The 26322-nt window shown below is 68.5% G+C and carries 23 protein-coding genes and 2 riboswitches; of the genes, 7 read left to right on the top strand and 16 right to left on the bottom strand.

Going from position 1 to position 26322, the window contains the following annotated elements:
* Window positions 1-7 precede the first annotated feature (7 nt).
* Genes dapC through MAE01_RS12590 form a run of 5 tightly spaced genes read right to left on the bottom strand, consistent with a single transcriptional unit; the run spans window position 8 to window position 3019 of the window.
* A complete protein-coding gene (gene dapC, locus MAE01_RS12610) occupies window positions 8-1120 on the bottom strand; it encodes a succinyldiaminopimelate transaminase (RefSeq protein ID WP_147039913.1) in 1113 nt (370 codons plus the stop codon).
* A 3-nt stretch (window positions 1121-1123) separates the two neighbouring features.
* Window positions 1124-1444 carry a ferredoxin gene (gene fdxA / locus MAE01_RS12605; RefSeq protein WP_147039912.1) on the bottom strand — a complete coding sequence of 107 codons (321 nt, stop codon included), beginning with the start codon at window positions 1442-1444 and terminating at the stop codon, window positions 1124-1126.
* Window positions 1445-1453: 9 nt separating this feature from the next.
* The gene (locus MAE01_RS12600; protein ID WP_147039911.1) at window positions 1454-1876 is read right to left on the bottom strand and encodes a histidinol dehydrogenase; all 423 of its coding nucleotides are present in this window, start codon (window positions 1874-1876) and stop codon (window positions 1454-1456) included.
* Window positions 1877-1925: 49 nt separating this feature from the next.
* Window positions 1926-2240, bottom strand: a complete 315-nt coding sequence (locus MAE01_RS12595; protein ID WP_147039910.1) for an AzlD domain-containing protein — start codon at window positions 2238-2240, stop codon at window positions 1926-1928.
* A complete protein-coding gene (locus MAE01_RS12590) occupies window positions 2237-3019 on the bottom strand; it encodes an AzlC family ABC transporter permease (RefSeq protein WP_147039909.1) in 783 nt (260 codons plus the stop codon). The genes MAE01_RS12595 and MAE01_RS12590 overlap by 4 nt, the downstream gene beginning before the upstream one ends.
* 64 nt (window positions 3020-3083) lie before the next feature.
* On the opposite strand from MAE01_RS12590, the gene MAE01_RS12585 reads away from it, so the two are divergent.
* Window positions 3084-3632 (top strand): helix-turn-helix domain-containing protein, encoded by a 549-nt coding sequence (locus tag MAE01_RS12585; RefSeq protein ID WP_147039908.1) that lies wholly within the window; start codon window positions 3084-3086, stop codon window positions 3630-3632.
* A 4-nt stretch (window positions 3633-3636) separates the two neighbouring features.
* Here MAE01_RS12585 and MAE01_RS12580 read toward each other — a convergent pair whose 3' ends face one another.
* The 3 genes from MAE01_RS12580 to typA all read right to left on the bottom strand — a co-directional run bounded on the left by MAE01_RS12580 (window position 3637) and on the right by typA (window position 8368).
* Window positions 3637-5268, bottom strand: coding sequence for an MFS transporter (locus MAE01_RS12580; protein WP_147039907.1), 1632 nt, complete (start codon window positions 5266-5268; stop codon window positions 3637-3639).
* Window positions 5268-6284: a glutaminase A gene (gene glsA, locus MAE01_RS12575; RefSeq protein ID WP_147039906.1), complete on the bottom strand. Its 1017-nt coding sequence runs from the start codon at window positions 6282-6284 to the stop codon at window positions 5268-5270. The genes MAE01_RS12580 and glsA overlap by 1 nt, the downstream gene beginning before the upstream one ends.
* 173 nt (window positions 6285-6457) lie before the next feature.
* Window positions 6458-8368: a translational GTPase TypA gene (gene typA / locus MAE01_RS12570; RefSeq protein ID WP_147039905.1), complete on the bottom strand. Its 1911-nt coding sequence runs from the start codon at window positions 8366-8368 to the stop codon at window positions 6458-6460.
* 114 nt (window positions 8369-8482) lie between these two features.
* Between typA and MAE01_RS12565 the strand changes: the two genes are divergently transcribed.
* Window positions 8483-9268, top strand: a complete 786-nt coding sequence (locus MAE01_RS12565; RefSeq protein ID WP_147039904.1) for a CPBP family intramembrane glutamic endopeptidase — start codon at window positions 8483-8485, stop codon at window positions 9266-9268.
* Window positions 9269-9380: 112 nt separating this feature from the next.
* On the opposite strand, the gene MAE01_RS12560 is transcribed toward MAE01_RS12565, so the two are convergent.
* The 8 genes from MAE01_RS12560 to gcvT all read right to left on the bottom strand — a co-directional run bounded on the left by MAE01_RS12560 (window position 9381) and on the right by gcvT (window position 19723).
* Entirely contained in the window at window positions 9381-9932 is a 552-nt protein-coding gene (locus MAE01_RS12560; RefSeq protein WP_147039903.1) for a PH domain-containing protein, read from the bottom strand.
* Window positions 9932-11578, bottom strand: a complete 1647-nt coding sequence (locus MAE01_RS12555) for an ABC transporter ATP-binding protein (protein ID WP_147039902.1) — start codon at window positions 11576-11578, stop codon at window positions 9932-9934. Before MAE01_RS12555 ends, MAE01_RS12560 begins: the two co-directional genes overlap by 1 nt.
* Window positions 11575-12519 (bottom strand): ABC transporter permease, encoded by a 945-nt coding sequence (locus tag MAE01_RS12550; RefSeq protein ID WP_147039901.1) that lies wholly within the window; start codon window positions 12517-12519, stop codon window positions 11575-11577. The genes MAE01_RS12555 and MAE01_RS12550 overlap by 4 nt, the downstream gene beginning before the upstream one ends.
* Entirely contained in the window at window positions 12506-13438 is a 933-nt protein-coding gene (locus MAE01_RS12545; protein ID WP_147039900.1) for an ABC transporter permease, read from the bottom strand. Before MAE01_RS12545 ends, MAE01_RS12550 begins: the two co-directional genes overlap by 14 nt.
* Before the next feature lie 78 nt (window positions 13439-13516).
* The gene (locus MAE01_RS12540; RefSeq protein WP_147039899.1) at window positions 13517-15142 is read right to left on the bottom strand and encodes a peptide ABC transporter substrate-binding protein; all 1626 of its coding nucleotides are present in this window, start codon (window positions 15140-15142) and stop codon (window positions 13517-13519) included.
* 209 nt (window positions 15143-15351) lie between these two features.
* Entirely contained in the window at window positions 15352-18180 is a 2829-nt protein-coding gene (gcvP, locus tag MAE01_RS12535) for an aminomethyl-transferring glycine dehydrogenase (protein WP_229718124.1), read from the bottom strand.
* A gap of 62 nt (window positions 18181-18242) precedes the next feature.
* A complete protein-coding gene (gene gcvH, locus MAE01_RS12530) occupies window positions 18243-18620 on the bottom strand; it encodes a glycine cleavage system protein GcvH (protein WP_147039897.1) in 378 nt (125 codons plus the stop codon).
* A complete protein-coding gene (gene gcvT / locus MAE01_RS12525) occupies window positions 18617-19723 on the bottom strand; it encodes a glycine cleavage system aminomethyltransferase GcvT (protein WP_147039896.1) in 1107 nt (368 codons plus the stop codon). The genes gcvH and gcvT overlap by 4 nt, the downstream gene beginning before the upstream one ends.
* 53 nt (window positions 19724-19776) lie before the next feature.
* Window positions 19777-19884: riboswitch (glycine riboswitch) on the bottom strand.
* Window positions 19885-19981: riboswitch (glycine riboswitch) on the bottom strand.
* A 143-nt stretch (window positions 19982-20124) separates the two neighbouring features.
* Here gcvT and MAE01_RS12520 point away from each other — a divergent pair.
* The 5 genes from MAE01_RS12520 (at window position 20125) to MAE01_RS12495 (ending at window position 26061) form a co-directional block, all read left to right on the top strand.
* Entirely contained in the window at window positions 20125-20793 is a 669-nt protein-coding gene (locus MAE01_RS12520; protein ID WP_147039895.1) for an NUDIX hydrolase, read from the top strand.
* Between the two features lie 324 nt (window positions 20794-21117).
* Entirely contained in the window at window positions 21118-22410 is a 1293-nt protein-coding gene (gene nadA / locus MAE01_RS12515; protein WP_147039894.1) for a quinolinate synthase NadA, read from the top strand.
* Window positions 22407-24074 (top strand): L-aspartate oxidase, encoded by a 1668-nt coding sequence (gene nadB / locus MAE01_RS12510; protein ID WP_229718054.1) that lies wholly within the window; start codon window positions 22407-22409, stop codon window positions 24072-24074. The genes nadA and nadB overlap by 4 nt, the downstream gene beginning before the upstream one ends.
* Window positions 24074-24928 carry a carboxylating nicotinate-nucleotide diphosphorylase gene (nadC, locus tag MAE01_RS12500; RefSeq protein ID WP_147039893.1) on the top strand — a complete coding sequence of 285 codons (855 nt, stop codon included), beginning with the start codon at window positions 24074-24076 and terminating at the stop codon, window positions 24926-24928. The genes nadB and nadC overlap by 1 nt, the downstream gene beginning before the upstream one ends.
* Window positions 24925-26061: a cysteine desulfurase family protein gene (locus MAE01_RS12495; protein ID WP_147039892.1), complete on the top strand. Its 1137-nt coding sequence runs from the start codon at window positions 24925-24927 to the stop codon at window positions 26059-26061. Before nadC ends, MAE01_RS12495 begins: the two co-directional genes overlap by 4 nt.
* The last annotated feature ends 261 nt before the right edge of the window (window positions 26062-26322 follow it).

Below are 26322 nucleotides of genomic sequence, written 5' to 3'. Positions count from 1 at the left end.
TGAGAATCTACAGATCGTCGCCGCGCAGGCGCCGCGCGCCCTCGGCCACGCGCTCCAGCGGGGCCGTCAGCGCGAGACGCACGTGCGTGCCGGCATCCGCGCCGTAGAACGGTCCTGGGCCGGCGAGGATGCCGAGATCGGCCAGCCTGCCCATCGTCTCCCAGGCGTCCCTGTCCTCGGTCGCCCACAGGTACAGGCCCGCCTCCGAGCCGTCGATGCGGAAGCCGGCGGCCTCCAGCGCGGGGCGGAGCAGGTCGCGCCGGGCACGGTACAGCTCCTTCTGCGCCGCGACGTGCTCCTCGTCGCCGAGGGCGGTGACCATGGCCTGCTGCACGGGCGCGGGCATCATCAGCCCCAGGTGCTTGCGCGCTGTGAGCAGGTCGGCGATCACGCGCGAGCATCCGGCGACGAACGCCGCACGGTATCCCGCGAGGTTGGACTGCTTGCTCAGCGAGTAGACGCTCAGCAGGTTGCTCCGCGAGCCGCCCGTGACGCGCGGGTCGAGGACCGACGGCACCGGCTCGGTGGCCCACTGACCGTCCCAGCCGAGTTCGGCGTAGCACTCGTCGCTGGCGAGCACGGCTCCCAGCTCGCGGGCTCGGCGCACTGCAGCCGCGAGCTCATTGACCGTCCAGGTGCGCCCGTCGGGGTTGCCTGGGCTGTTGATCCAGATGAGCTTCGTACCCTCGGGCCAGGCGGCCGGGTCGTCCTCCGCCACGGGCGTCGCACCGGCGACGCGTGCACCCACCTCGTACGTCGGATAGGCGACCCGTGGCAGGACGACGATGTCGCCTGCGCCCAGGCCCAGCAGCGTCGGCAGGAGCGCGACGAGCTCCTTCGAGCCGACCGTGGGCAGCACGTTGTCGACCGTGAGGCCCGACACTCCCCTGCGACGGGCGTACCAGTCGACGATCGCCTCACGCAGAGCGGGCGTGCCGATGTTCTGCGGATAGGCGTGCGCGTCGGTGGCTTCGGCGAGCGCCCTGCGGATCACGTCGGGCGTCGGGTCGACCGGGGAGCCGATGGACAGGTCCACCAGACCCTGAGGATGCTGCGCCGCACGCTCGCGGAACGGGACGACGGCATCCCACGGGTAGTCGGCGAGATCCCTGACCCCCACGCCCTACTCTCCCTGAGGGGGAAGGGCCGCGATGATCGGGTGGTCGTACTTGATGACGCCGACCTTGGCCGCACCGCCGGGCGACCCGATCTCCTCGAAGAACTCGACGTTGGCCTTGTAGTAGTCCTGCCACTCGTCGGGCAGGTCGTCCTCGTAATAGATCGCCTCGACGGGGCAGACCGGCTCGCAGGCACCGCAGTCGACGCACTCGTCGGGGTGGATGTACAGCGATCGCTCGCCCTCGTAGATGCAGTCAACGGGGCACTCGTCGATGCAGGCGCGATCCTTGACATCGACGCACGGAAGGGCGATCACATACGTCACGCGTCCAGTCTACGACCCGTTCTCGGTGGACGGGCTCACCGGGGTCTGCGCTGAACCCGCGGTCGGCGTCGACGCCGGGACCCGCTTGAGGTTGGGCCAGGCGATCACGAGCAGTGCGATGCCGGAGACGAGATAGATCCAGATCTGCCCGACCGGCGTGTTCGGCACGATCACCGAGCCGCCCGGGCCGGGGCCCGAGATGATCATCAGCATCCCGATCATGCCGATTGCCGTGGCGACGGCCGCCGCGCGATCGTGCGTGAGCGCGCGCACGGCGACCAGGAGCGCAGCGCAGGCGATCCCGCCGACGATCAGTCCGATCGGGATCGGCCCCCACATCAGGCTGTGCGCGATGGTGCCGGCAGCACCGTAGACGACGCCGACGAGGGCGGCGGCGATCCAGGACAGCGCGCGAGACAACCAGTTGGGCACGCTGTGATCTTACGCGCCCTCGTCGCCCGCGCTGGTGCGTGCCGACCGCTCAGGCCGCCCAGCCAGCCCAGCGCAGCAGCGCCGCGACGGCGGCCGCGGCGACCACGACGACGAGGAACGACTGGCGCAGGTAGAGCAGGCCCGCGGCGACCAGTACGGCGGGGATACGCGCATCCACCACCACGGCCTGGCCGTTGCCGAGCGTCTGGACGGCGACGAGCGCGGCGAGCAGCGCGACCGTCAGCAGGTCCGAGATGCGTGCAGGACGCGGCGCCTCCAGCAGGTGCGCGGGGATCAGATAGCCGAACGCCTTGAGCGCCACGCAGATGCAGGCGGCCAGCAGCACCGCGCTCCACACGCTCACTTCGACTCCCTGCGGTCGCTCAGCACATCGCATGCGGTCGTCTCCTGCACTGACGCCGGTCGTTCGTCGCGCCCCAGCCAGTTGAACCACCCGACCGCGATGGCGACGACCGCGGCGACCAGCACCGGCAGTCCCGGCATGATGAACGGCGTGAGCGCCGCGGCGACCACCGCGGCAGCGACGCCGACCGCGATCGCCTGCCGCTGCTTGAGCCGTGGCCACAGCAGCGCGAGGAAGGCCGCCGCTGCCGCGGCATCCAGACCCCACGTCTTCGGGTCACCGAGCACGTCACCGAGGAGCGCGCCCAGGACCGTGGTGAGGTTCCATCCGATGAAGACGCCCAGGCCCGTCACCCAGAAACCGAGCCGCCGCAGCGGCGTGGTCCCCTGCGAGATCGCGACGGCGGTCGACTCGTCGATCGTCACCTGCGCGGCGGCCGCACGCCGGAAGAATCCCGAGCCGATGATCGGCGACATCCGCATGCCGTAGGCCATGTTGCGGACCCCGAGCAGGGCCGCGGAGGCGATGGCCGACGGCAGAGCGGCGATGCCCCCGGCGCTGAGCACGCCGATGAACGCGAACTGCGATCCGCCGGTGAACATCAGCAGGCTGAGGACGCTGGTCTGCCAGACGTCCAGGCCGGATGCCACCGCCAGCGCTCCGAACGAGATGCCGTAGGCGCTCGTGGCGACAGCCACCCCGATCCCCTCGCGCCAGACTTCGCGGCGCGCGGACCGGTCGCTCCCGGGCTCGAGCACCGTTCGATTCGATGAACGCATGCCCATCAGTCTGAACATCTCGCGATGGATAGTCAAGCGAACGCGCGTTTGACATGATGAACACATGGAGGATCTCGGAACCCGCATCGCCCGCACCCTGAGGCGCGAGCGCGAGGCGCGCGGACTGTCGGTATCGGAGCTCGCCCGGCAGGCCGGTGTGTCCAAGGCCACGGTCTCTCAGCTCGAGAACGGCTCAGGGAACCCCAGCGTCGAGACGCTGTGGGCTCTCGGCGTCGCCCTGGACGTCCCGTTCGCCGTACTCGTGGATCAGCAGGCGAACGCGCCGACCCTGATCCGCGCGGACGATCTCGCGGGGGTGCCGTCGGCCGCGGCCGCGTACAGCGCCACCCTGCTGTCGGCGAGCCCGCCCGGCGCCCGCCGCGACGTGTACCTCATCCAGGCCGAACCCGGTGAGCCGCGGCGATCCGACCCGCACCACGCCGGCACCACGGAGCACGTCATCCTCATCTCCGGGCAGGCGCGGATCGGACCGGCGAATGACGGGGTCCTGCTGAATCCCGGCGACTACCTCTCCTACCCCGGTGACACGCCGCACGTTTTCGAGGCGACGACGCCGGGCACCAGTGCGGTGCTGATCTCCGAGCTGCGCTGAGCGGTTACTCGCCGGCTGCGACCGGCGAGGGGTCCGGGATCTCGTCCGGCTTGTAGCGGGGCAGGCGCGATGCCGGCAGGATCGCCAGCGCGCTGATCCCGGCGAGGATAAGCAGTCCGATCTTCAGCGTCCTGAGCCGGGACTCCTCGTTCACTGCAACGGCCGCGTCGACCTGCTCCGGCGAGGCATCCGTTCCCTCGAGCACCACACGCAGGTCGTCGTTGCTGATGAAGTTGACGTCGTCCATGTTCACCTGCGCGACGAGCGACGGGGGCAGCTCAGGATGCTCGACGACTGCCCGCCCCACGCTGATGCCCAGCACCGACACCAGCAGCGCTCCGGCGACCGCCGTCCCGACGGCGGAGGCGAGGTTCTGCGTCGTGCCACGGAGTGAGCCGACGTCGCCCGCGAGCTCGGCGGGCGCCGCGGTGACCAGAACGTTGAAGACGAGGGTGACCAGGGCTCCCTGCCCGACGCCGAAGACGAACAGCCCGAGGATGGTGGGGAACGTCTCCCAGTTGTTGTTCACGACGATCGACAGCCAGACGAGGGCGACGGTCGTCAGGATGAAGCCGAACACGCCGATCGTCCGCGGCGGGTAGCGCTTGTAGAAGCGCACGACCAGCGTCGCGGTGATGAAGACGGTGAGGTTGAACGGCATCATCGCCAGCGAGGTGTCGAACGGGGTGCGGCCCTGCACGATCTGGATGTACAGAGGGATAGAGAAGTTCACGCACGCCTCGAGCGCCACGACGATGAACATCGCGTACACGGCAGCGCGTTCGCGCGGCGAGTCGATGATGCTGAGATCGATCAGCGGCACGCGCCCGTTCGCCATCCGCCGCCGCGTCCAGAGGAAGAATCCCTGCCCGAGCATGATGCCGACGACGATGAACAGCGGGGCGGGCGACAGCCCGAATACGCTGAACGGAGCTCCTTCAGTCGCCGCCAGCGCACCCCACGTGTTGAGGTTGTTGAATCCGAGGGTGAGCAGCACGATCGCCGCACCGATCAGCAGAGCCGCGACGAGATCGATCCGGATCGATGCGTTGCCGCGATCCCCGCGCAGGGTGAAACTCAGGATGAACACGACCACGGCGATGCCGAGCACGATCATGAACACGGGTCGCCATCCCACCAGGGTGCCGAGCGTACCGCCGATCAGGAAGGCGCTCACCCCGGAGATCGCACGCGCCGAGCCGAGGGCGCCGATCGCAGTCGCCTGCTGGGAACCTCGATAGTTCTCCGCGATCAGGGCGACCAGCGCCGGGACGATGATCGCCGCGGCCGCTCCTGCCGCGGCCTGTCCGGCGATCGCCCACGCCACGGTCGGGGCGAGGATCATCATCACGGACGACCCGGCGAACAGCACGATCACGACGCGGAAGATCAAGACCCAGCCGACGCGCTGACCGAGCTTCGCGCCGGTCATCACGAGCGCTGCGACCGCGAGTCCGTAGACGACGATCGTGGAGCTGGCAATGGTCGGTGGCACGCCGAAGTCCTCAACCATGCCGCCCAGCGAGATCGGGAGCGCGGCGACGTTGAACGACATCAGCACCTGGGCGAGGAACAGGCTCACCATCGGCAGCCAGGATGTCTTCAGCGCGGCATCCTCGGTCCGGGTTTCGGTCATCATCGTCCTTCCCGCGCGTCGCGCGCCTGCGGTGCCGACGCGAACAGATTCAGTCCCAGCGATCGGGACAGATGCCCGATCGCCAGCTGGGCCCGCACCGAGTTTCCTGCGCTGTCCAGGCGTGGCGAGAATGCGCCGGCGGCGCCCTTGCCGGGAGACACCGCCACGATGCCGCCGGACACACCCGATTTCGCGGGCAGGCCGATTTCGAACAGCCACTCCCCCGAGCGCTCGTACAGACCGGATGCCGCGACCACCGCAAGCGTGTCGCGGCAGACGTCCGCCGAGACGACGCGCTCCCCGGTGACCGGATTGACACCGCCGTCGGCGAGCGTCGCACCCATCACCGCCAGATCGTGCGCGGTGACGTTCAGCGCGCACTGGCGCGTGTAGACGTCGACGATCTCGTCCGAGTCGCCCGTGAGGCGCCCGTAACTGCTGAGCAGGCGGCCGAGCGCGCGGTTGCGCTCGTTGGTCTTCATCTCGGAGTGGTAGACCTCGTCGTCGAACGGCAGCTCACGGCCGGCGAACGCGGAGAGTCCGTCGCGGATGCGCTCCCACTTCTCGTCGGCATCTGCACCGGTCATGAGCGCGGTGGTGGCGATCGCGCCGGCGTTGACCATCGGGTTCATCGGATGCCCGCCGTTGAGTTCCAGTGCCATGACCGAGTTGAAGGCGAGCCCGGTGTTGTTCACGCCGACGATGTCGCGCACCCGCGCGTGCCCGTGCGCCTGGATGGCCAGGGCGTAGACGAACATCTTCGAGATCGACTGGATCGAGAACTCGTGCAGCGCGTCTCCGGCGTCGTGCACTCCGCCGGACGCGTCGACCACCGCGAGTCCGAACAACGACGGATCGGCGGCACCGAGCAGGGGTATGTAATCGGCTACCGCTCCGGAATCATCGGCGGAATGGCGACGGTGCGCCTCGACGACGAGTTCCTCCACCCGATCCCAGCCCGGCAGCGCGCCGGTGGCGACCGCCTGTTCGATTCCTGCCAGGTCAGTCGGGATCACATGGGCTCCTCACCACTCCGGTCACACCGTAGACCCAGTCGGACGTGCCTGTACAGCACACCGCCGGAGCGCCGCGGATACGACGAGGCCCCCTCGCAGCATCCGCGCCCCCGCTCGGCGACGTGCGCCGGAGGGGCGTCGGCAGCCGGAGGGGGCCTCGACGAAAGAGGGTGTTACGCGTTGGCGTCCTGGCGCTTCATGCGCGACGCCTCGCGGCCGCGAACCGTCTGGTCGAGGATCACCTTGCGGATGCGCACGACTTCAGGCGTCACCTCGACGCATTCGTCATCACGAGCGAACTCGAGGCTCTCCTCGAGGGTGAGCTGGCGCGGCGGCGTCATCGACTCGAAGGAGTCCGAGCTCGCCGCACGCATGTTCGTGAGCTTCTTCTCCTTGGTGATGTTCACGTCCATGTCGTCGGCACGAGAGTTCTCGCCGATGACCATGCCTTCGTAGACCTCCTGCGTCGGCTGCACGAAGAACGACATGCGCTCCTGCAGCGCGATCATCGCGAACGGAGTGACGACCCCCGAGCGGTCCGCCACGATCGAGCCGTTCTGGCGGGTGGTGATGTGACCGGCCCAGGCGTCGTAGCCGTGCGAGATCGCGTTGGCGATTCCGGTGCCGCGCGTCGTGGTCATGAACTCGCTGCGGAACCCGATGAGGCCGCGCGAGGGGACGATGAACTCCATGCGCACCCAGCCGGTGCCGTGGTTGATCATGTTGTCCATGCGCCCCTTGCGGTTCGCCAGGAGCTGTGTGATGGCGCCGAGGTGCTCTTCCGGAGTGTCGATCGTCAGGTGCTCGAACGGCTCGTGAACCTTGCCGTCGACCTTCTTCGTGACCACCTGGGGCTTGCCGACCGTGAGCTCGAAGCCCTCACGGCGCATGTTCTCGACGAGGATGGCGAGAGCGAGCTCACCACGGCCCTGGACCTCCCAGGCGTCCGGGCGTCCGATGTCGACGACCTTGAGCGAGACGTTTCCGATGAGCTCGCGGTCGAGGCGGTCCTTCACCATGCGTGCGGTGAGCTTGTGTCCCTTGACCTTGCCCATCAGCGGCGACGTGTTGGTGCCGATCGTCATCGAGATGGCGGGGTCGTCGACGTGGATCTGCGGCAGCGGGCGCACGTCGTCGGGGTCGGCGATCGTCTCGCCGATCGTGATGTCCTCGAAGCCGGCGATCGCGACGATGTCGCCGGGTGCTGCGGACTCGGCCGGGTAGCGCTCCAGCGCTCGGGTCTTCAGCAGCTCGGTGATCCGGGCGTTGCTGGTGGTGCCGTCTGCACGGACCCAGGCGACGGTCTGGCCCTTCTTCAGCGTGCCGTTGAAGACGCGCAGCAGCGCGAGGCGACCGAGGAACGGGCTGGAGTCGAGGTTCGTGACCCAGGCCTGAAGCGGAGCCTCGTCATCGTAGGACGGCGCCGGGATGTGCTCGAGGATCGCCTCGAACAGCGGCTCGAGGTCGTCGTTGTCGGGCAGTGAGCCGTTCTCGGGACGGTTGCGGCTGGCCGCTCCCGCCCGGCCGGAGGCGTAGACGACGGGCACGTCGAGGAGGGCGTCGACATCGAGGTCGGGCACGTCGTCGACGAGGTCGGATGCGAGTCCGAGCAGGAGGTCCTGCGCCTCGGCCTCGACCTCGACGATACGCGCGTCGGGGCGGTCGGTCTTGTTGACCAGCAGGATGACGGGCAGCTTGGCCTCGAGTGCCTTGCGCAGCACGAAGCGGGTCTGCGGCAGCGGTCCCTCGGAGGAGTCGACGAGCAGCACGACGCCGTCGACCATCGACAGGCCGCGCTCGACCTCGCCGCCGAAGTCGGCGTGGCCGGGGGTGTCGATCACATTGATCGTGACCGGGACGTCGGTGTGGGCGCCGTTGTACGTGATCGCGGTGTTCTTCGCGAGGATCGTGATGCCCTTTTCGCGCTCGAGATCGTTCGAGTCCATGGCGCGTTCATCGACGTGCGCGTGCTCGCCGAACGACCCCGTCTGACGGAGCATGGCGTCGACGAGAGTGGTCTTGCCGTGGTCGACGTGCGCGACGATAGCGACATTGCGGAGGTCAGAGCGGAGGGCGTGCGCCATGCAGGTTTCCTAAAAGGGATGTTGGGATGAGCCGGGATGCCGACGGTACAGGATATCGCACGCACGCTGCCCAGCCGCCGAGCAGGTATATGAACGCTCCCGTAACATCGGGCTGTGACCCTTCGACGAGCTCAGGGACCGACGGTTTCCTCCACCTCCGCACCGTCCCGCGGGCGGATCTGGTGGGAGATCGCGATCGTGCTCGCTCTGGGGCTCGGTGAATCGGCGATCTACTCGATCGTCCAGCTCGCCTACCGGCTGACCGACGTCACGCCTCTCGCCGATCAGACGACGACCCTCAACCCGTCGCGCAGCGACCGCGAGGTGTTCGATCTCATCTATCAGGTGCTCGGGATCGGCTTCTCGATCGTGCCGGTGCTGCTGGTCTGCTTCCTGCTGTGGCAGAACGCCCGCCCGCACCTGGGCCGGCTCGGGCTGGACGGCACGCGCGTCGGCCGGGACGTCGGCCACGGCATCCTGCTCGTCCTCGCCATCGGCATCCCTGGGCTCGCGCTCTACGTCGGCGGCCGGATGCTGGGGCTCTTCGTCGCCGTCGATCCCGGTGGACTCGATGCGCACTGGTGGACGGTGCCGATCCTGCTTCTCTCGGCCGCACGCGCCTCGATCATGGAGGAGTTCGTCGTCCTCGGCTATCTGTTCTTCCGACTGCGCCAGCTCGGCTGGGGAATGTGGCCGATCATCATCGCGACCTCCGTGCTGCGCGCGAGCTACCACCTGTACCAGGGACCGGGCGCGTTCATCGGCAACCTCGCGATGGGACTGCTGTTCGGCTGGCTGTTCGCCCGCGGCGGGCGCTTGCTGCCCTTCCTGGTGGCGCACTTCCTCATCGACGCCGCGGCCTTCGTGGGGTACCCGCTGGTCGCCCCGCTTCTCCCCTAGCGCCCTCCCCTGACTCCGAGATTGCATTCCGCGGCTGAGATCGCGCGCAATTCCGGCGGTTTCGGCCGCGGAATGCAATCTCGCAGGGTTGGTTGGCGGGGCGGGGCCGGGGTCAGAGCGTGAGGAGGATCGCGGTGGCGGCCCATACGGCGAGCACGCCGAGAGCCGCGAGCGACGCCCAGTCCCAGGACCTGGTCACGACGGCATCCGGGGCGGACTCCGCCTCCAGACGCAGACGCTGCAGTTTCGCGATGCCGTCCGCAGCGTCACCGTTGCCGTCCTCGCGGGTCCGGTCGGGGCCGATCCGGCGCGGCCGGGAGCGGCCGGGGCCGCCGAAGCAGCGCACGACGCGCCCGTCATCGAGGGCCAACTCGATCTGCCAGCGCATCGTGATGCGCTTCACCCGCGACCATGGCACCCAGGTGCGACGCAGCAGGTTCTGCACCTGCACGCCGGTGACATCGGCGCGGATGTCCGAGGCGATGCCCACGACGTAGACCGCCCACAGCACGAGCAGCGGCCAGGGCGCCAGCAACAGCATGTTGCCGACGCCCGAGCGCACCGCCGCCTCGATCAGCAGCGCGACCGTGCCGATGGCGCAGATGACCAGCAGCCCCGCCGCCCCGGTGATCCGGAAGATCCGCGGCGGCCGGGCTCCTGCCATCAGCCGACGCCGCCCGTCGGCAGCGACGCTCCGGGGATCGCCTCCAGCAGTCGCCGGGTGTACTCCTCCTGCGGGTTGCTGAAGATGTCGTCCACCGTGCCCTGCTCGACGATCCGGCCCTTCTCCATCACGCACACGAGATCCGCGGCGACGCGGACGACCGCGAGGTCGTGCGTGATGAACAGGTACGTCAGGCCGAGGTCGCGCTGCAGGTCGGCGAGCAGGTTGAGGATCTGATCCTGAACCAGCACGTCGAGGGCGGAGACCGCCTCGTCCAGCACCACGATGTCGGGCTTCAGCGCGAGAGCGCGCGCGATCGCGACACGCTGACGCTGTCCGCCGGACAGCTCGTTCGGGTACCGCCACGCGAGCTCCTGCGGCAGCGCCACCTGCTCGAGCAGCTCGAGCGAGCGCTTGTGCTGCTCGTCCTTGCTGCCGATGCCGTGCACGTGCAGCGGCTCCGAGATGAGGCTGCCGATGCTGCGCAGCGGGTCGAGCGAACCGTACGGGTCCTGGAACACCGGCTGCATGCGCCGACGCAGCTTGAACACGTCCGCGCGCGACATCGTGCTGGTCGGCATCCCGTCGATGAGGATCTCACCGTCGGTGGGCTTCTCCAGCTGCAGCAGCATCTTCGCGACGGTCGACTTGCCCGAACCGGACTCGCCGACCAGCGCCAGAGTCTTGCCGCGCGGGATCGTGAACGAGACGTCGTCGACCGCGCGGAACTGCTCGTGACGGAGCCCTCCGGTGCGGATCGAGAAGTCCTTCACGAGCTCGCGCACCTCGACCACCGCAGGTGCCGTCTCCGCCGGCGTCTCGCCGGCTGCTGCCGTGATTCCGATGCGCTTGGAAGCCAGGCTCGGGGCGGCCGCGACGAGACGCTGCGTGTACGGATGCCGGGGATTGGTGAGGATCTCGGCACTGGCTCCCGCCTCGACGATCTCGCCCTGGTTCATCACCAGGATGCGGTCGGCGCGCTCAGCCGCGAGGCCGAGGTCGTGCGTGATCAGCAGAACCGAGGTGCCCCGCTCGCTGGTCAGCGTCGCGAGGTGATCGAGGATCACGCGCTGCACCGTGACGTCCAGCGCGCTGGTGGGCTCGTCCGCGATCAGCAGCTTCGGATCCGCGGCCAGACCGATTCCAATCAGCGCGCGCTGGCGCATCCCGCCGGAGAACTGGTGCGGGAACTGGTGCATGCGCCGGGCCGCGTCACTGAGACCGGCCTGGACGAGAACCTCGACGGCACGGTCGTGGATCTCCTTGCGCCCCTGCGCGAGCCCATTCGCCCGCACGGCCTCCTTGACCTGGAAGCCGATCGACCAGACCGGGTTGAGGTTCGACATCGGATCCTGCGGCACGTAGCCGATCTCGCGGCCGCGGATCCGCTCCATCTCTCGGCGGCTGGCCTTGGTGAGCTCCTTGCCGCCGAGAGTGATGCTTCCGTCCGTCACGGTTCCGGTTCCGGGGAGCAGGTCGATGATCGCCGCAGCGGTCGTCGACTTTCCCGACCCCGATTCGCCGACGATGGCCAGCGTCTCACCCTCGAGGATGTCGAAGCTCACGCCGTGCAGAACCTCGCGGGACTTCTTGCCGCTGCGGAAGGCGACCTTGAGGTCGCGGATGCTGAGGAGCGGTTCGCTCATCGCTGTGCCCTCGCCTTCGGATCGACGGCGTCGCGCAGAAGCTCGCCGAGAGTGATGAATGCCAGCACGGTGAGCGTGAGCGCCAGTGACGGCCAGAACAGCGCCATCGGCGCCGTGCGGATGCTGGTCTGCGCCTGGCTGATGTCATTGCCCCACGACATGGTGCTGCCGCCGAGCCCGACGCCGAGGAACGACAGCACCGACTCCGCGACGATCGCAGCCGCGAGGCTGAGGGTCGCGACGACGATAACGGGCGCCATTGCGTTCGGCAGGACGTGCGAGATCAGCGTGCGGAACCGCGAGAGGCCGACGGCCTCCGCCCCCATCACGAAGTCCGCCTGTTTGACGCGCAGTACCTCGGCGCGCATGATCCTCGCCGTCGATGCCCAGGCGAACCCGCCGATGGCGAAGGCCAGGACGATCTCGTTGCGCACCGGCATCACCGACATCACGACGATGGCGGCGATGATGTACGGAATGGTGAAGAAGATGTCACCGACGCGCGACAGCAGCGAGTCGAGCCATCCGCCGTAGAAGCCCGCGAAGGCGCCCATGACCATACCGATGATCGTGCTGATGAGCGTGGCGAGCACGCCCACGATGACCGAGGTGCGAGTGCCCCAGATGATGCGCGAGTACACATCGCAGCCCTGGCGGGTGAATCCGAGCGGATGACCGCCCTCGGGTCCGCCGTTGCTGTTCGCGAGCGAGCAGCCGTTGTTCGGGGCCACGTTCGTGAACAGACCCGGCCACAGCGACACGATGACCACGAGCAGCACGAACGCCGTCGAGATCCAGAACAGCGGACGGTGACGCAGGTCGCGCCAGGCATCCAGCCAGAGGTTACTGCGCTTGGCATCGATGCGAACGACGTCGACCGGCACCGAAGTGGTGTCGACGGGGGCGACATAGTGCTCCACGTGCGCGTCAGGACGAGACATAACGGATCCTCGGGTCGAGCAGGCCGTAGAACAGGTCCACGACGATGTTGATGAACACGTAGACGACGACGAACACTGTCACGAACGACACGACGGTGGGGTTCTCACCGCGGATGATCGCCTGATACAAGGTGTTGCCGACGCCGGGAACGTTGAAGATTCCCTCGGTGACGGTCGCACCCACCATCAGGATGCCGAACACGGTACCGAGGTCGGTGACCATCGGGATCAGCGAGTTGCGCAGCACGTGCACGGGGATGACCCGCTCGCGCGGCAGCCCCTTGCTGTAGGCGGTGCGAACCCAGTCCTGATTGAGCGTCTCGATCGTGGAGCTGCGGGTGAGGCGCATGCTCGTCGCGTACACGCTGAACCCGAGCACTATGGCGGGCAGCCAGAGATCACCCCAGTCATTGCGCGCACCGACTGTCGGTCTGAACCAGCCCAGTTGCACGGCGAGGAAGTACTGCGCGAGGAACGCGAGCACGAAGATCGGCACGGCTACGAAGATGAGCGCGATGACGAGCATCGAGTTGTCGAAGATGCCGCCCTTACCGAGTGCCGAGAACAGACCGATGACGATGGCGAGGATGAACGCGATGCCGATCGCCATCACTGCCAGACGCAGGGTGACGGGGAACGTACGGGCCAGGATCTCGATCACGGGCTGACCGGAGAAGCTGATACCGAAGTCGAGCCGGAAGATGCCGGCGATGTAGTAGAAGTACTGCACGATGAACGGCTGATCGAGATGATACTGCTCACGCAGTCGCTCGAGCAGAGCCGGGTTCGGCGTGCGGTCGCCGAAAAGCGCGGCGATCGGATCGCCGGGCATCGCAAAGACCATGAAATAGATCAGCAGGGTGGCGCCGAAAAACACCGGAATCGCCTGCAAGATCCGCTTGAGGATGTAAAGAGCCACCCTCGACCTCCCTTCGGGTAGGGGACGCACAGGGCGACGAGGCGGTGGTCTTCACCACCGCCTCGTCGCCTGTCAGTGTCAGCCGATCTTGGTGATCTGTTCGTACAGCGGCACCGAGTTCCAGCCGAACTCCACGTTCTCGACCGTCTCGCCGAAACCGCCGACGACGTTCGAGTACCACAGCGGCGTCGCCGGGAGGTCCCGCAGCAGCACCTCCTGAGCCTGCTGGAACAGGCCGTTGGCCTCTTCCGCGTCAGTGGCGGAGATGCCCTGCGAGAGCAGCTCGTCGAACTCGGGGTTGGAGTAGTCACCGTCGTTGGAGCCGGCGTTGGTCGCGTAGAGCGGGCCGAGGAAGTTGTACAGGCCCGGGTAGTCGGCCTGCCAGCCGGTGCGGAACGCGGTCTCGATCACGCGGTCGGTGACCTCGCCGCGGAGCTCTGCGAACGTCGGGTACGGTGCGCCCGATGCGTCGATGCCCAGCGTGTTCTTGATCGAGTTCACGGTCGCGTCGACCCAGGCCTGGTGGCCGCCGTCGGCGTTGTAAGCGATCTGGAACTCGCCGCTCCACGGGCTGATCGCGTCAGCCTCTGCCCACAGCTCCTTGGCCTTCTCGGGGTCGTACGCCAGAACCTCGGCGCCCTCGAGCGAGTCGGACCAGCCGTCGATGACCGGCGAGGTGAAGTCGCTGGCCGGGGTACGGGTGCCCTGGAAGATCACGTCGGTGATCTCCTCACGGTTGATCGACATGGACAGGGCCTGACGACGCAGGTTTCCCTCTTCGCCGCCGAAGTGCTCGAGGCGCTCCGGGATCGTGAACGACTGGAAGACGGCTGACGGCTGGTTCACCGCGCGGTCGCCCAGGTCGGACTCGAAGGTCTCGAACGCGGAGTCCGGGATGGCGTCGAGAACATCGAGCTCGCCGGCCTGCAGGTCTGCGTACGCGGCATCCTGCGAGGCATAGAACTTGATGTCCAGGCCGCCGTTCGCGGGAGTGCGCGGGCCGTCGTAGTCGGGGTTCGTGACGAGGTTGATCCCGACATCGTGCTGCCAGGCTCCCTCGCCCTCGAGCATGTAGGGACCGTTGCCGATCGGGCTCTCGCCGAAGGCCGCGATGTCCTCGAAGGCGACGTCAGGCAGCGGGTAGTACGCCGAGTAGCCCAGGCGCTGGGCGAAGTCCGACGCCGGCTTGTTCAGCGCGATCGTGAAGGTGTACTCGTCGACCTCTTCGAGGCCGGAGAGTTCGGAGTCCTCGTCGTAGCTGAAGCCCTCGATGTCCTCGAAGAAGTAGCTGGAGAGCTGCTCGTTCGAGGCGAGTGCACCGTAGTTCCACGCCTTGATGAAGTTGTCTGCGGTGACCTCTTCACCGTCCGTGAAGGTCAGGCCTTCGCGGATCTTCACCGTGAGGTTCTGCGGGTCGTCGACCGTGATCTCCTCGGCGACGTCGTTGAACACCGAGCCGTCTGCGGCGTAGCCGATGAGCCCTGCGAACATGGCGTCGAGGATCTTGCCGCCGCCGACCTCGTTGGTATTGGTCGGGATCAGCGGGTTCTGCGGCTCCGAGCCGTTCACCGAGATGATCGCTGTGGCGTCACCCTCGGTCTCGCCGGTACCGGCGTCGTCGTTACCGCTGGCGCAACCGGCCAGCATGAGTGCGCTGGCCGAGAGCAGGCCCACCCCGGCGAGGGTGATCTTGTTTCGCTTCATTGTTGTGTCCTCCTGTGGACAGGTCCAGGGCGCGTCGGCTTCGGACGCACCGGATACACCAGAGGCTACGTGACGTTACAACGTGGCGACAGCTCCGTTAATGAACCGTTACTGACTCGCCATATTTGCGAAACCGCCGCGAGATCCCGCCGAAACGACGAGGTCCCCTGCTGCAGCGGGCAGCAGGGGACCTCGGAACGGGCAGTCTCCTAGGCGAAAGCCTCGATCGGCGGGCAGGCGCAGACGAGGTTGCGGTCGCCGTAGGCCTGGTCGATCCGGCGCACCGGCGGCCAGTACTTCGTCGCGACCAGCGACTTCACGGGATACGCGGCATCCTCGCGCGTGTACGCGTGGCCCCACTCCCCCGAGATGAGCGAGACGGCCGTGTGCGGGGCGTTCACCAGCGGGTTGTCGTCGTCGGGCCATTCGCCCGACGCGACCCGATCCGCCTCGGCCTTGATCATGACCATCGCCTCGACGAACCGGTCGATCTCGCCCAGGTCCTCCGACTCGGTCGGCTCCACCATCAGCGTCCCGGGAACCGGGAACGACATGGTCGGCGCGTGGAAGCCGTAGTCGATCAGCCGCTTGGCGACGTCGTCGACGGTGATGCCGGTGGCTTCCTTGAGCGGCCGCAGGTCGAGGATGCACTCGTGCGCGACCCGGCCGTTCTCCCCCGCGTACAGCACCGGGTAGTGCTCCCCCAGGCGGGCTGCGATGTAGTTCGCCGACAGGACGGCTGCGGCCGTGGCATCCCGCAGCCCCTCCGCGCCCATCATGCGGACGTACGACCACGAGATCGGCAGGATGCCGGCCGACCCGTACGGCGCAGCCGACACCGGTCCACCGGCGAACTCGAACCCGCCGGCGTGCGTCGCACGCTGCGCGAGCGGGTGCGAGGGCAGATGCTCCGCGAGGTGGGCCTTCGCCGCGACAGGGCCGACGCCAGGCCCGCCGCCGCCGTGCGGGATCGCGAACGTCTTGTGCAGGTTCAGATGCGAGACGTCGCCGCCGAGGTCGCCGAAGCGGGCGAAGCCCAGCAGCGCGTTGAGATTCGCGCCGTCGACGTACACCTGACCGCCGGCCTCGTGCACGGCGGAGGTGATCTCGACGACATCCTGCTCGTACACGCCGTGCGTGGACGGGTAGGTGATCATCAGCGCCGCGATCTCGTCGGCGTGCGCGGCGATCTTCGCCCGCAGGTCGTCGAGGTCGACGTTGCCGAGTTCGTCGCATGCGACGACGACGACCTTCATTCCGGCGAGGACAGCGGATGCCGCGTTGGTGCCGTGCGCGGACGACGGGATCAGGCACACGGTGCGGTGCTCGTCGCCGTTCGCGAGGTGATAGCCGCGGATCGCGAGGAGCCCGGCGAGCTCGCCCTGCGAACCGGCGTTCGGCTGCAGCGAGACCGCGTCGTATCCGGTGACCTCGGCCAGCCAGCCCTCGAGCTGGTCGATCATCTCGAGGTATCCGGCGACGTCGGACTCCGGCGCGAACGGGTGGATCTGCGCGAACTCCGGCCAGGTGATGGATGCCATCTCGGTGGCCGCGTTGAGCTTCATGGTGCACGAGCCCAGCGGGATCATGCCGCGATCGAGCGCGTAGTCACGGTCGGCGAGGCCCTTCAGGTACCGCATCATGGCGGTCTCCGAACGGTGCACGTGGAACACCGGGTGCGTGAGGTACTCGTCCTTACGGATGAGGGATGCCGGAAGGGCACCGTGGGAGCCGCCGCCGAGGAATCCGAACGAACGCTCCTCCTTGCCGCCGAACAGCAGCGCGACGCGGTGCAAGGCGGTGAAATCCGTCGTCTCGTCCACCGAGATGCCGACCGTGCCGTCGTCCGTCAGGCGCAGCAGGATGCCGAACTCGTCGTGCGCGCGGGCGACGATGCCGGCGGCATCCGCTGCGTGCACCTCGACGGTGTCGAAGAACGCCTCGTGCACGACGTCCGCACCCGCCTCCACCAGCCAGTCGCGCAGCATCGACGCGCGCAACGCCACGTTCCGAGCGATGCCCGCGAGCCCGTCCGGGCCGTGATAGACCGCGTACATCGACGCCATGACGGCCAGCAGCACCTGCGCGGTACAGATGTTCGACGTGGCCTTCTCGCGACGGATGTGCTGTTCACGCGTCTGCAGTGACAGTCGGTACGCCGGCTTGCCGTCGGCATCCACCGAGACGCCGACCAGGCGGCCGGGCAGCTGGCGCTCGAGCCCCTGACGCACGGCCATGTAGCCGGCGTGCGGGCCACCGAACGCCATCGGAACGCCGAAGCGCTGAGTCGTGCCCACCGCGACGTCGGCGCCGAGCGAGCCCGGCGAGGCGATCAGGGTGAGCGCGAGCAGGTCGGCGGCGACGACCGCGAGGCCGCCGGCGACGTGGGCTGCGTCGATGACGGCGCTGGGATCCCAGACGAGACCGGATGCCGCGGGGTACTGCACGAACACGCCGAACAGTTCGTCGGGCAGCTGCTCACCGCCGGACAGGTTGCGCTCGACGAGCTCGATGCCCAGCGCCTCCGCGCGGGTGGCGAGCAGCGCCTTGGTCTGCGCGAAGGCGTCGGCATCCACCACGAAGACCGGAGACTTCGACTTCGAGGCGCGGCGCGCCAGCAGCATCCCTTCGGCGACCGCGGTGGACTCGTCGAGCATCGACGCGTTCGCGGTCGTGAGGCCGGTGAGGTCGGCGACCATGGTCTGGAAGTTGATCAGCGCCTCCAGGCGCCCCTGCGAGATCTCCGGCTGGTACGGCGTGTAGGCCGTGTACCAGGACGGATTCTCGAGCACGTTCCGCTGGATCACGCTCGGGGTGATCGTGCCGTAGTAGCCCAGGCCGATCATCGGCGTGTTCACCGTGTTGCGGGACGCGAAGCCGCGCAGCTCGGCGAGCGCCTCAGCCTCGGTGGCGGCATGCGGGATACGCGTATCCGACGTCGGGTCGGTGTAGATGGAGCCCGGAACCGCCTGGCGCATCAGCGTCTCGATTGCACTGATGTCATCGGCGTCGGGGGCGAGCCCGAGCGCCTCGAGCATGATGCGCTGGGTCTCGGCGGTGGTTCCGATGTGGCGATCGGCGAAGGCGGTCACGACGGCGATCAACCCTCCGTCAGCGCGGTGTACGCGTCACGGTCGAGCAGCTCGTCGGCGGCGCCGTCGGCGATCGTCAACTTGATGAGCCAGCCGCCCTCGAAGGGCTCGGCGTTCACGAGCGAAGGGTCGTCCACGACCGCGTCGTTGACCTCGACGACCGTGCCGGCCAGCGGGGCGTAGAGCTCGCCGACCGACTTGGTCGACTCGATCTCTCCGACGACGGAGCCCGCCGTGATCTCGGTGCCGACGGCCGGCAGTTCGACGAAGACGACGTCGCCGAGCTTGTCAGCGGCGTAGTCGGTGATGCCGACAGTCGCGGTGGTGCCGTCGACGGCGAGCCATTCGTGCTCGTCGGTGTACTTGAGAGCGCTGAGATCGGTCATTTCTTCCTCCGGTAGAAAGGCAGGGCGGTCACGGTCGCGGGGATCTTCGTCCCGCGCACATCCAGGTTGACGGTGGTTCCCGCTTCGGCGAATGCGGGGTCGAGGTAGGCCATCGCGATCGGGTGGCCGAGCGTGGGGCTGAGCGCCCCGCTGGTGATCTCGCCGAGCACTGTGCCGTCATCGGCGACGACCCCGTACCCGGCACGGCCGGCGCGCTTGCCCTCGGCGGTGAGCCCCACGAGTACGCGGGCGTCATCGGCGGCAGCCGCGCCGGGCTTGCCGACGAAGTCGTCCTTGTCGGATGCCACGACACGGCCCAGTCCCGCCTGCGCAGGCTTCGTGTCGAGGGAGAGCTCATGGCCGTACAGCGGCATGCCCGCCTCGAGGCGCAGCGTGTCACGGGCGGCGAGACCGGCCGGGACGAGTCCGTGCGGCGTGCCCGCGGCGAGCGCGGCATCCCACAGAGCTGCGGCGTCGTCGCTGCGGACGAGCAGCTCGAACCCGTCTTCGCCGGTGTACCCGGTGCGGGCGATGAGCAGGGGCTGGCCTGAGAAGAGCGCGTCGGTCCAGGCGTAGTACTTCTGCTCCGCCCATGGGGTGCCGACCTGAGTGATGCCGTCGATCGTCGAGACGATCGCCTCGGATGCAGGCCCCTGCACCGCGATCAGCGCATAGGAGTCCGACACGTCCTCGACCGCGACGTCGAATGCACCGACGCGCTGCGGGAGAGCCGCGGCGACGGCATCCCGATTCCCGGCGTTCGAGATGATCAGGAAGCGATCCTCGGCGAGCCGGTACACGATGACGTCGTCGATGATGCCGCCCGTTTCGGCGAGCAGGAGCGAGTACTTCGCCTTGCCGACCGACATCGTCGAGAGGCGCCCGGCGAGCGCATAGTCGAGGTAGGTGGCGGCATCCGCGCCGTCGACGGTGAACTCGGCCATGTGCGAGATGTCGAAGAGACCTGCGGCCTGACGCACGGCGTGGTGCTCGGCGAGGTCGGAGGTGTAGCGCACCGGCATCTGCCAGCCGCCGAAATCCGTGAAGGACGCCCCCAGCGACTCATGTCGCTCTCGGAGCGGGGTGAAGCGTGGCTCGGCCATGGAGTTCTCCCGTGTCGTCGGAAGGATGCCGTACGGAATGCACGGTATCCGAGAACTCCCCCTCTGTCATCGGGCCTGAGAGTTTCGCCCTCGTTCCCGAGCAGAAGTCGGGTTGGTGGGCTTTCACCGTCGGCGGATCGAAGATCGCTTTTCAGAGTGGCCGGAGGCGAGCGGTACTCGGTACCTGAGAGATTGGCGGGGAGTGCTTGCTCCTTCGGTGCCCGGCTGTGTTCGCCGGGGCTCTCCCGCACACCTCGTGCGGCCGTCTTCAGTTATGCGAACACTCTATCGGTCTCGTGGCTCGATCGAGGCGATCGCGCACATGACGGCCACGAGGCTGGCGGCGCGCCTGAACGGGTGACGGCCGGGCTCCGCCTGCGGCTCCTCATAGACTCGATGGCGTGACCTCATCGACCGGTGCCAGTGACGCGATCCGTGTCGCTGTCTCGACCGTCATCTTCTCGCTGCGCACCGGAGCGCACGGAGATCGGCTGATGCTTCCGCTCGTGCGGCGCACGCGCGAACCGCACCTCGACTCCTGGGCGCTGCCCGGCGGATGGCTCGATCCCGCCGAGGATCTGGATGCCGCGGCATCCCGCACCCTCGCAGAGACGACCGCCCTGAAGCCGAGCTATCTGGAGCAGCTGTACACGTTCGGAGACGTCGACCGCTCCCCCACCCGCGTCGTCTCGATCGTCTACTGGGCGCTGCTGCGCTCGGACCTCGTCGATGCGCAGCGTGCGGCAGCGGGCGCCCCCGAGAACGTGGAGTGGTTCGACGTGGATGACATGCCGCCCCTCGCCTTCGACCACAACCAGATCGTGGAGTACGCGCTGTGGCGGCTGCGGAACAAGGTCGGCTACAGCTCGATCGGGGCGGGGCTCCTGCCGGACGAGTTCACGCTCACCGAGCTGCGCGAGGTGTACGAGGCCGTTCTCGGGCGGCGTCTGGATCCGTCGAACTTCCGGCGGCTGCTGGAGGGGTCGGACGAGCTCGTGCCGACCGAATCGTTCCGCACCGGCAAGCACCGTCCTGCGCGGCTCTTCCGCCGCGCCGCTGCCGACGGCTGAGTCGGCTTCGACTCCGTCGCCCGCGGGCGTCGGCACATCCCGCCTTCCCGGCGAGTGTCACTGCTGGTGCGGGTCGTTGAGCGGAGCGGCCGGGAGGCCGCGCAGACGAAACGGGCTGAGTGCAGTCGCGCAGCGACGGAGTCGAAGCCTCGCTCGTCCCGTGGAGGTTTCGACTCGCTCCGCTCGCTCAACCCGTTTCGTCTTCGGCGCTGGCGCGCCTCCGCTCAACGACCCGCGGAGACCCCCGCATTTTGCCCTTATGGTCAGTTCGACATAATCTGGAATCGCACACTAAGTGTCGAGATGACCAGAAGGCGATGCCCGATGCCCACGTCAACCATCAGCAGCACTGATCCCTCCGTCGACCACCTGATCCAGGCGGCGCCCACGGAATCCTGCAGCACCGATCTCGCCGCCGGCCCCTGGACCTTCGACGCCGTTGCCGGCTACGGCCCCGGGTCCTCCATGGGCGACGTCATCCCGACCGGCGCTCCGCGTCAGGGCGAGCTCCCCGCCGAGTACCGCGAGGCGAGCGAAGAGGATCTCGATCGTCGCATCCGCGCAGCGAAGACCACCCTCGGCGATCGCGTCGTCGTACTCGGGCACTTCTATCAGCGCGAGGAGGTCGTGGCGCACGCCGACTACGTGGGCGATTCCTTCCAGCTCGCGAACGCCGCGCTCGAGCATCCTGATGCCGAGGCGATCGTGTTCTGCGGCGTGCACTTCATGGCCGAGACGGCCGATCTGCTCTCGACGCCCGACCAGGCCGTGATCCTGCCGAATCTCGCGGCCGGTTGCTCGATGGCCGACATGGCCGACATCGACCAGGTCGAGGACTGCTGGGAACAGCTCGCCGATGTCCTCGGCCCACTGGATGCCACAGACGACAGCGGTCGCGTACCGGTGATCCCCGTCACGTACATGAACTCGTCCGCCGCGATCAAGGGGTTCGTGGGACGCCACGGCGGCATCGTCTGCACATCGTCGAACGCCGAGACGGTTCTGGAGTGGGCGTTCGAGCGTGGACAGCGTGTGCTGTTCTTCCCCGACCAGCACCTCGGCCGCAACACCGCCAAGGCGATGGGGGTGCCGCTCCACCGGATGCCGATGTGGAATCCGCGTCGTCCGCTCGGCGGGTCGTCGGCGGCACAGCTCGCCGATTCGAAGGTCATCCTGTGGCACGGCTTCTGCTCCGTGCACCGCCGCTTCACCGTCGCGCAGATCGACCAGGCGCGCGCCGAGCATCCCGGCGTGCGCGTCATCGTGCACCCCGAGTGCCCGATGGAGGTCGTGGACGCCGCCGACGAGGCGGGCTCGACCGACTACATCCGCCGCGCGATCGACGGCGCCGCGGAGCCCACCACGTTCGCGATCGGCACCGAGATCAACCTCGTGCGGCGGCTGGCCGCCCAGTACCCGCAGCACGAGATCTTCTGCCTCGACCCGGTCGTCTGCCCCTGCTCGACCATGTACCGCATCCACCCCGGATACCTCGCCTGGGTGCTCGAGGAGCTGGTCGCGGGCCGCGTCGTCAACCGGATCTCGGTGACGGCCGACGTCGCCGACCCCGCGCGCGCGGCGCTGGAGCGGATGCTGGCCGCGAAGCCGCGCGCATGAACATCGTCGTCGTCGGCTCCGGCATCGCCGGGCTCACGGCGGCGCTGCACGCCGCGGATGCCGGGCACCGCACAACTCTGGTGGCCAAGGAGTCCCTCGGCGGCGGATGCACCGCGCTCGCGCAGGGTGGCGTCGCCGGCGTATACGGGCCTGGCGACTCCCCCGCCGCGCATGCCTCCGACACGATGGTCGCCGGCGCGGGACTCTCGGATGCTGGAGCCGTCGAGGTGCTGGTGCGGGACGGCTCCGCCCGGATCGCGGAACTGATCGCCCGCGGCGTCGCGTTCGATCGGGATGCCGATGGACAGCTGCTGCTCGGGCGCGAGGCCGCTCATGCGCACGCGCGCATCGTCCACGCCGGTGGCGACGCGACAGGTGCGGCGATCTCGCGGGCGCTGGTGCAGCGGGTGCACGAAGCGGACGTCGAAGTGATCGAGCACGCGTTGCTGGTCGATCTGCTGGTGGGCGAGGGCGTCGTGCACGGCATCCGGATGCTGCGCGACGATCTGCTCGTCGGCATCCACGCGGATGCCGTGATCCTCGCCACGGGTGGTGCCGGACGGCTTTACGCGCACACGACGAACCCGGACGGCGCGACGGGCGATGGCATCGCTGCGGCGGTCCGGGCGGGCGCCGCGGTCGCGGACCTCGAGTTCGTGCAGTTCCACCCGACCGTGCTGGCCGCTGGGCTCGGAGACGCCTTCCTCATCTCGGAGGCGGTGCGCGGCGAGGGCGCTGCGCTCATCGACGACGAGGGCCGGCGGTTCGTCTTCGACGTCCATCCGGATGGTGAACTCGCCCCGCGTGACGTCGTCGCCCGCGCCGTCGCAAAGAAGGCCGCTCTGCAGGGGGCACCGGTGCGATTGGATGCCACGATGATCGGCGCTGCGCGCCTGGCAGGCCGCTTCCCGACGATCGACCGGGTCACCTGTGAGCACGGTTTGGACTGGGCACGGGAGCCGATTCCGGTGACCCCGGCGGCGCACTATCTGATGGGCGGGGTCGTCACGGATCTCGACGGGCGCACGTCCGTTCCCGGGCTCTTCGCCGCGGGAGAGGTGGCACGCACCGGTGTGCACGGCGCGAACCGTCTCGCGTCGAATTCGCTGCTCGAGGCGGCGGTCTTCGGGGCGCGGGCCGTTGCTGCGGTGGGGAGGGGTGCTGCGGCGGGGAAGGGTGCTGCGGCCGAAGCGAGGCTTCGACTCGCTCCGCTCGCTCACCCCGAAGCAAGGCTTCGACTCGCTCCGCTCGCTCACCCCGTTTCGTCTCCGGCGGCTTCGCTGCCTCCGCTCAACGACCCTCAACTGAGCTCCGCTCGTTCTGATCTCCCAATGACTTCCTTTACCGGGGCGTTGAGCGAGCGGAGCGAGACGAAACGGGGTGAGCGAGCCGCAGGCGAGTCGAAGCCTCCCTTCTCCCGCGAACACCTCCAGCACCTGATGTGGGACCACGTCGGACTCCTCCGCTCCCCCGACGGTCTGGCTGAGGCGCTCGACACCATCCGCACCTGGCGCGAAGCCGCTCCTGCCCCGACCACCCGCGCCGAGCACGAGGACGCCAATCTCCTGCTCGTGGCAGAGGCCACAGCATCCGCCGCCCTCACGCGCCGCGAATCGGTCGGCGCGCACCATCTCGACCACGAACCCGCCCTGATCGGAGCCTGATGCTCACCGCCGCCACCCTCACCCGCATCGTCGCCACCGCTCTCGAAGAGGACGCCCCCTGGGGCGATCTGACGAGCACGACGCTGCTGCCTTCCGACGCCAGGGCGACGGCTGATCTCGCCGCCCGAGAGCCTGGCGTGTTCAGCGGCGGTGACGTGTTCGCCGCGGCGTTCGCCCTGACCGATCCGACGATCACCGTCGATCTGCACGTCGCCGACGGCGATGCGTTCGCATCGGGCGACGTGCTGGCATCCGTGTCGGGATCGGCGCGCAGCATCCTGACCGCCGAGCGCGTGGCGCTGAACTTCACCCAGCGCATGAGCGGTATCGCGACTCTCACGGCTCAGTACGTGCGCGCGATCGAAGGAACAAAGGCCCGCATCGTCGACACCCGCAAGACGACGCCGGGGCTGCGGGCGTTCGAGCGACACGCGGTCGTTTCCGGCGGCGGCACCAACCACCGCTACTCGCTGTCGGATGCCGTGATGGCCAAGGACAACCATCTCGCCGTGCTCCAGCGCGGCGGCGCCGACCTCGCATCGGCCCTGCGCGACGCGCTCCAGGCGCTGCCGCACACCACGCACGTCGTGGTCGAGGTCGATCGGCTCGACCAGATCGAGGCAGTGCTCGCGGGGGGCGCGCACACGGTGCTGCTGGACAACTTCTCGCTGGAGGACCTCCGCGCGGGCGTCGCCCTGATCGGCGATCGGGCCACGGTCGAGGCATCCGGCGGCGTGAATCTCGACACGGTGGGCGCGATCGCCGCCACGGGCGTCGACGTCATCTCGGTCGGCGCGCTCACCCACTCCGCGCGCGCCCTCGATCTCGGTTTGGACCTGCGGATCGACGGATGATCTATCTCGACCATGCGGCGACGTCCCCGGTGCGGCCGGAGGCGCTGGAGGCGATGCGTCCGTATCTCACCGGGATGTTCGGCAATCCGTCGAGCCATCACACCGCCGGAGAGGCTGCGGCGAGCGCGCTGGAGGATGCCCGTCGGCGCGTCGCCCGTCTGCTGGGAATGCGCGCAGGGGACGTCGTCTTCACGGCCGGCGGCACCGAGGCGAACAACCTCGCGGTGAAGGGGATCGTGCTCGCCGCGCTCGCTCAGGGCAGACGCCACCTGATCACGTCGCCGATCGAGCACGAGTCGATCCTGGAGTCCGCCGCATATCTGGAGCGATTCCACGGCGTGGAGGTGACGCGGGTCGCGGTCGATGAGCACGGTCGGGTCTCGCCGGATGCCGTGGCGCAGGCGCTGCGCGACGACACCGCGCTGGTCTCGCTCGGGCACGCCAACAACGAGATCGGCACGGTGCAGGATGCCGCCGCGCTCGCGTCGATCGCACGGGATGCTGGAGTGCCACGGCACCTGGATGCCGTGCAGTCGGCGGGGTGGCTGCCGCTGGCCGGACTCGGCGTCGATGCGATCTCGATCGCGGGACACAAGCTCGGTGCACCGAAGGGCACCGGAGCACTCGCGGTGCGCGGCCGTGTGCCGCTGGAGCCGCTGCTGCACGGCGGAGGACAGGAGCGCGGCCGCCGCTCCGGCACGGAGAACGTCGCGGGTGCGGTGGCACTGGCCACGGCACTCGAGCTGGCGGAGACGGAGCGTTCCTCGCTCGCGGCCCGAATCGGGGCGCTGACCGCGCGGTTCATCGCGGGCGTGCTCGAAGCTGTGCCCTCTGCTGCTCTGACCGGCGATCCGGTGCACCGGCTTCCCGGGACGGCGAGCTTCACGTTCGCGGGGACGAGCGGGGAGGCGGTGCTGCTCGAGCTGGAGCGGCGCGGAGTGATCTCGTCGAGCGGTTCGGCATGTGCGGCGGGGAGCGATGAGCCATCGCACGTGCTGCTGGCGTGCGGAATCGCGCCGGACGTGGCGCAGACGTCGGTGCGCTTCACGTTCGGGCGTGAGCCCTTGTCGGACGAAGCGCCGGAGAGGCTCGCGGCGCTTGTGGCGGATGCTGTCGGGGCTGTGTCGGGATGAGGTTGGGTGGGTCGAAGCTTTCGCGTGGGTGGGTCGTCGAAGCGTTCGCGTGGGCGGCTTCGACTCGCTGCGCTCGCTCAGCCCGTTTCGTCTGCGCCGGCTCCGCCGGCTTCGCTCAACGACCCGCATCTGTTCCGGAATGCCCCGGCCTGTACCCCACCCTTGCGGGTCGTTGAGCGAGCGAAGCGAGACGAAACGCGTTGAATGAGGAGCGCAGCGACGAATCGAAACGGACCTCCCCCTCACCGGCGCCCATAGACT

Origin of the sequence: Microbacterium aerolatum (assembly GCF_007988825.1) — a bacterium.
Classification (GTDB): Bacteria; Actinomycetota; Actinomycetes; order Actinomycetales; family Microbacteriaceae; genus Microbacterium; species Microbacterium aerolatum.
This window is presented reverse-complemented; position numbering and strand designations above follow the sequence as displayed.

Excerpts from the sequence above, each read along its gene's own strand:
- MAE01_RS12590 (WP_147039909.1), bottom strand. The coding sequence starts at position 3,019 with ATGCGTTCATCGAATCGAACGGTGCTCGAGCCCGGGAGCGACCGGTCC.
- MAE01_RS12585 (WP_147039908.1), top strand. The coding sequence starts at position 3,084 with ATGGAGGATCTCGGAACCCGCATCGCCCGCACCCTGAGGCGCGAGCGC.
- MAE01_RS12580 (WP_147039907.1), bottom strand. The coding sequence starts at position 5,268 with ATGACCGAAACCCGGACCGAGGATGCCGCGCTGAAGACATCCTGGCTG.
- typA (WP_147039905.1), bottom strand. The coding sequence starts at position 8,368 with ATGGCGCACGCCCTCCGCTCTGACCTCCGCAATGTCGCTATCGTCGCG.
- MAE01_RS12560 (WP_147039903.1), bottom strand. The coding sequence starts at position 9,932 with ATGGCAGGAGCCCGGCCGCCGCGGATCTTCCGGATCACCGGGGCGGCG.
- MAE01_RS12555 (WP_147039902.1), bottom strand. The coding sequence starts at position 11,578 with ATGAGCGAACCGCTCCTCAGCATCCGCGACCTCAAGGTCGCCTTCCGC.
- MAE01_RS12550 (WP_147039901.1), bottom strand. The coding sequence starts at position 12,519 with ATGTCTCGTCCTGACGCGCACGTGGAGCACTATGTCGCCCCCGTCGAC.
- MAE01_RS12540 (WP_147039899.1), bottom strand. The coding sequence starts at position 15,142 with ATGAAGCGAAACAAGATCACCCTCGCCGGGGTGGGCCTGCTCTCGGCC.
- gcvP (WP_229718124.1), bottom strand. The coding sequence starts at position 18,180 with ATGCTCGAGGCGCTCGGGCTCGCCCCCGACGCCGATGACATCAGTGCA.
- gcvH (WP_147039897.1), bottom strand. The coding sequence starts at position 18,620 with ATGACCGATCTCAGCGCTCTCAAGTACACCGACGAGCACGAATGGCTC.
- gcvT (WP_147039896.1), bottom strand. The coding sequence starts at position 19,723 with ATGGCCGAGCCACGCTTCACCCCGCTCCGAGAGCGACATGAGTCGCTG.
- nadA (WP_147039894.1), top strand. The coding sequence starts at position 21,118 with ATGCCCACGTCAACCATCAGCAGCACTGATCCCTCCGTCGACCACCTG.
- nadB (WP_229718054.1), top strand. The coding sequence starts at position 22,407 with ATGAACATCGTCGTCGTCGGCTCCGGCATCGCCGGGCTCACGGCGGCG.
- nadC (WP_147039893.1), top strand. The coding sequence starts at position 24,074 with ATGCTCACCGCCGCCACCCTCACCCGCATCGTCGCCACCGCTCTCGAA.
- MAE01_RS12495 (WP_147039892.1), top strand. The coding sequence starts at position 24,925 with ATGATCTATCTCGACCATGCGGCGACGTCCCCGGTGCGGCCGGAGGCG.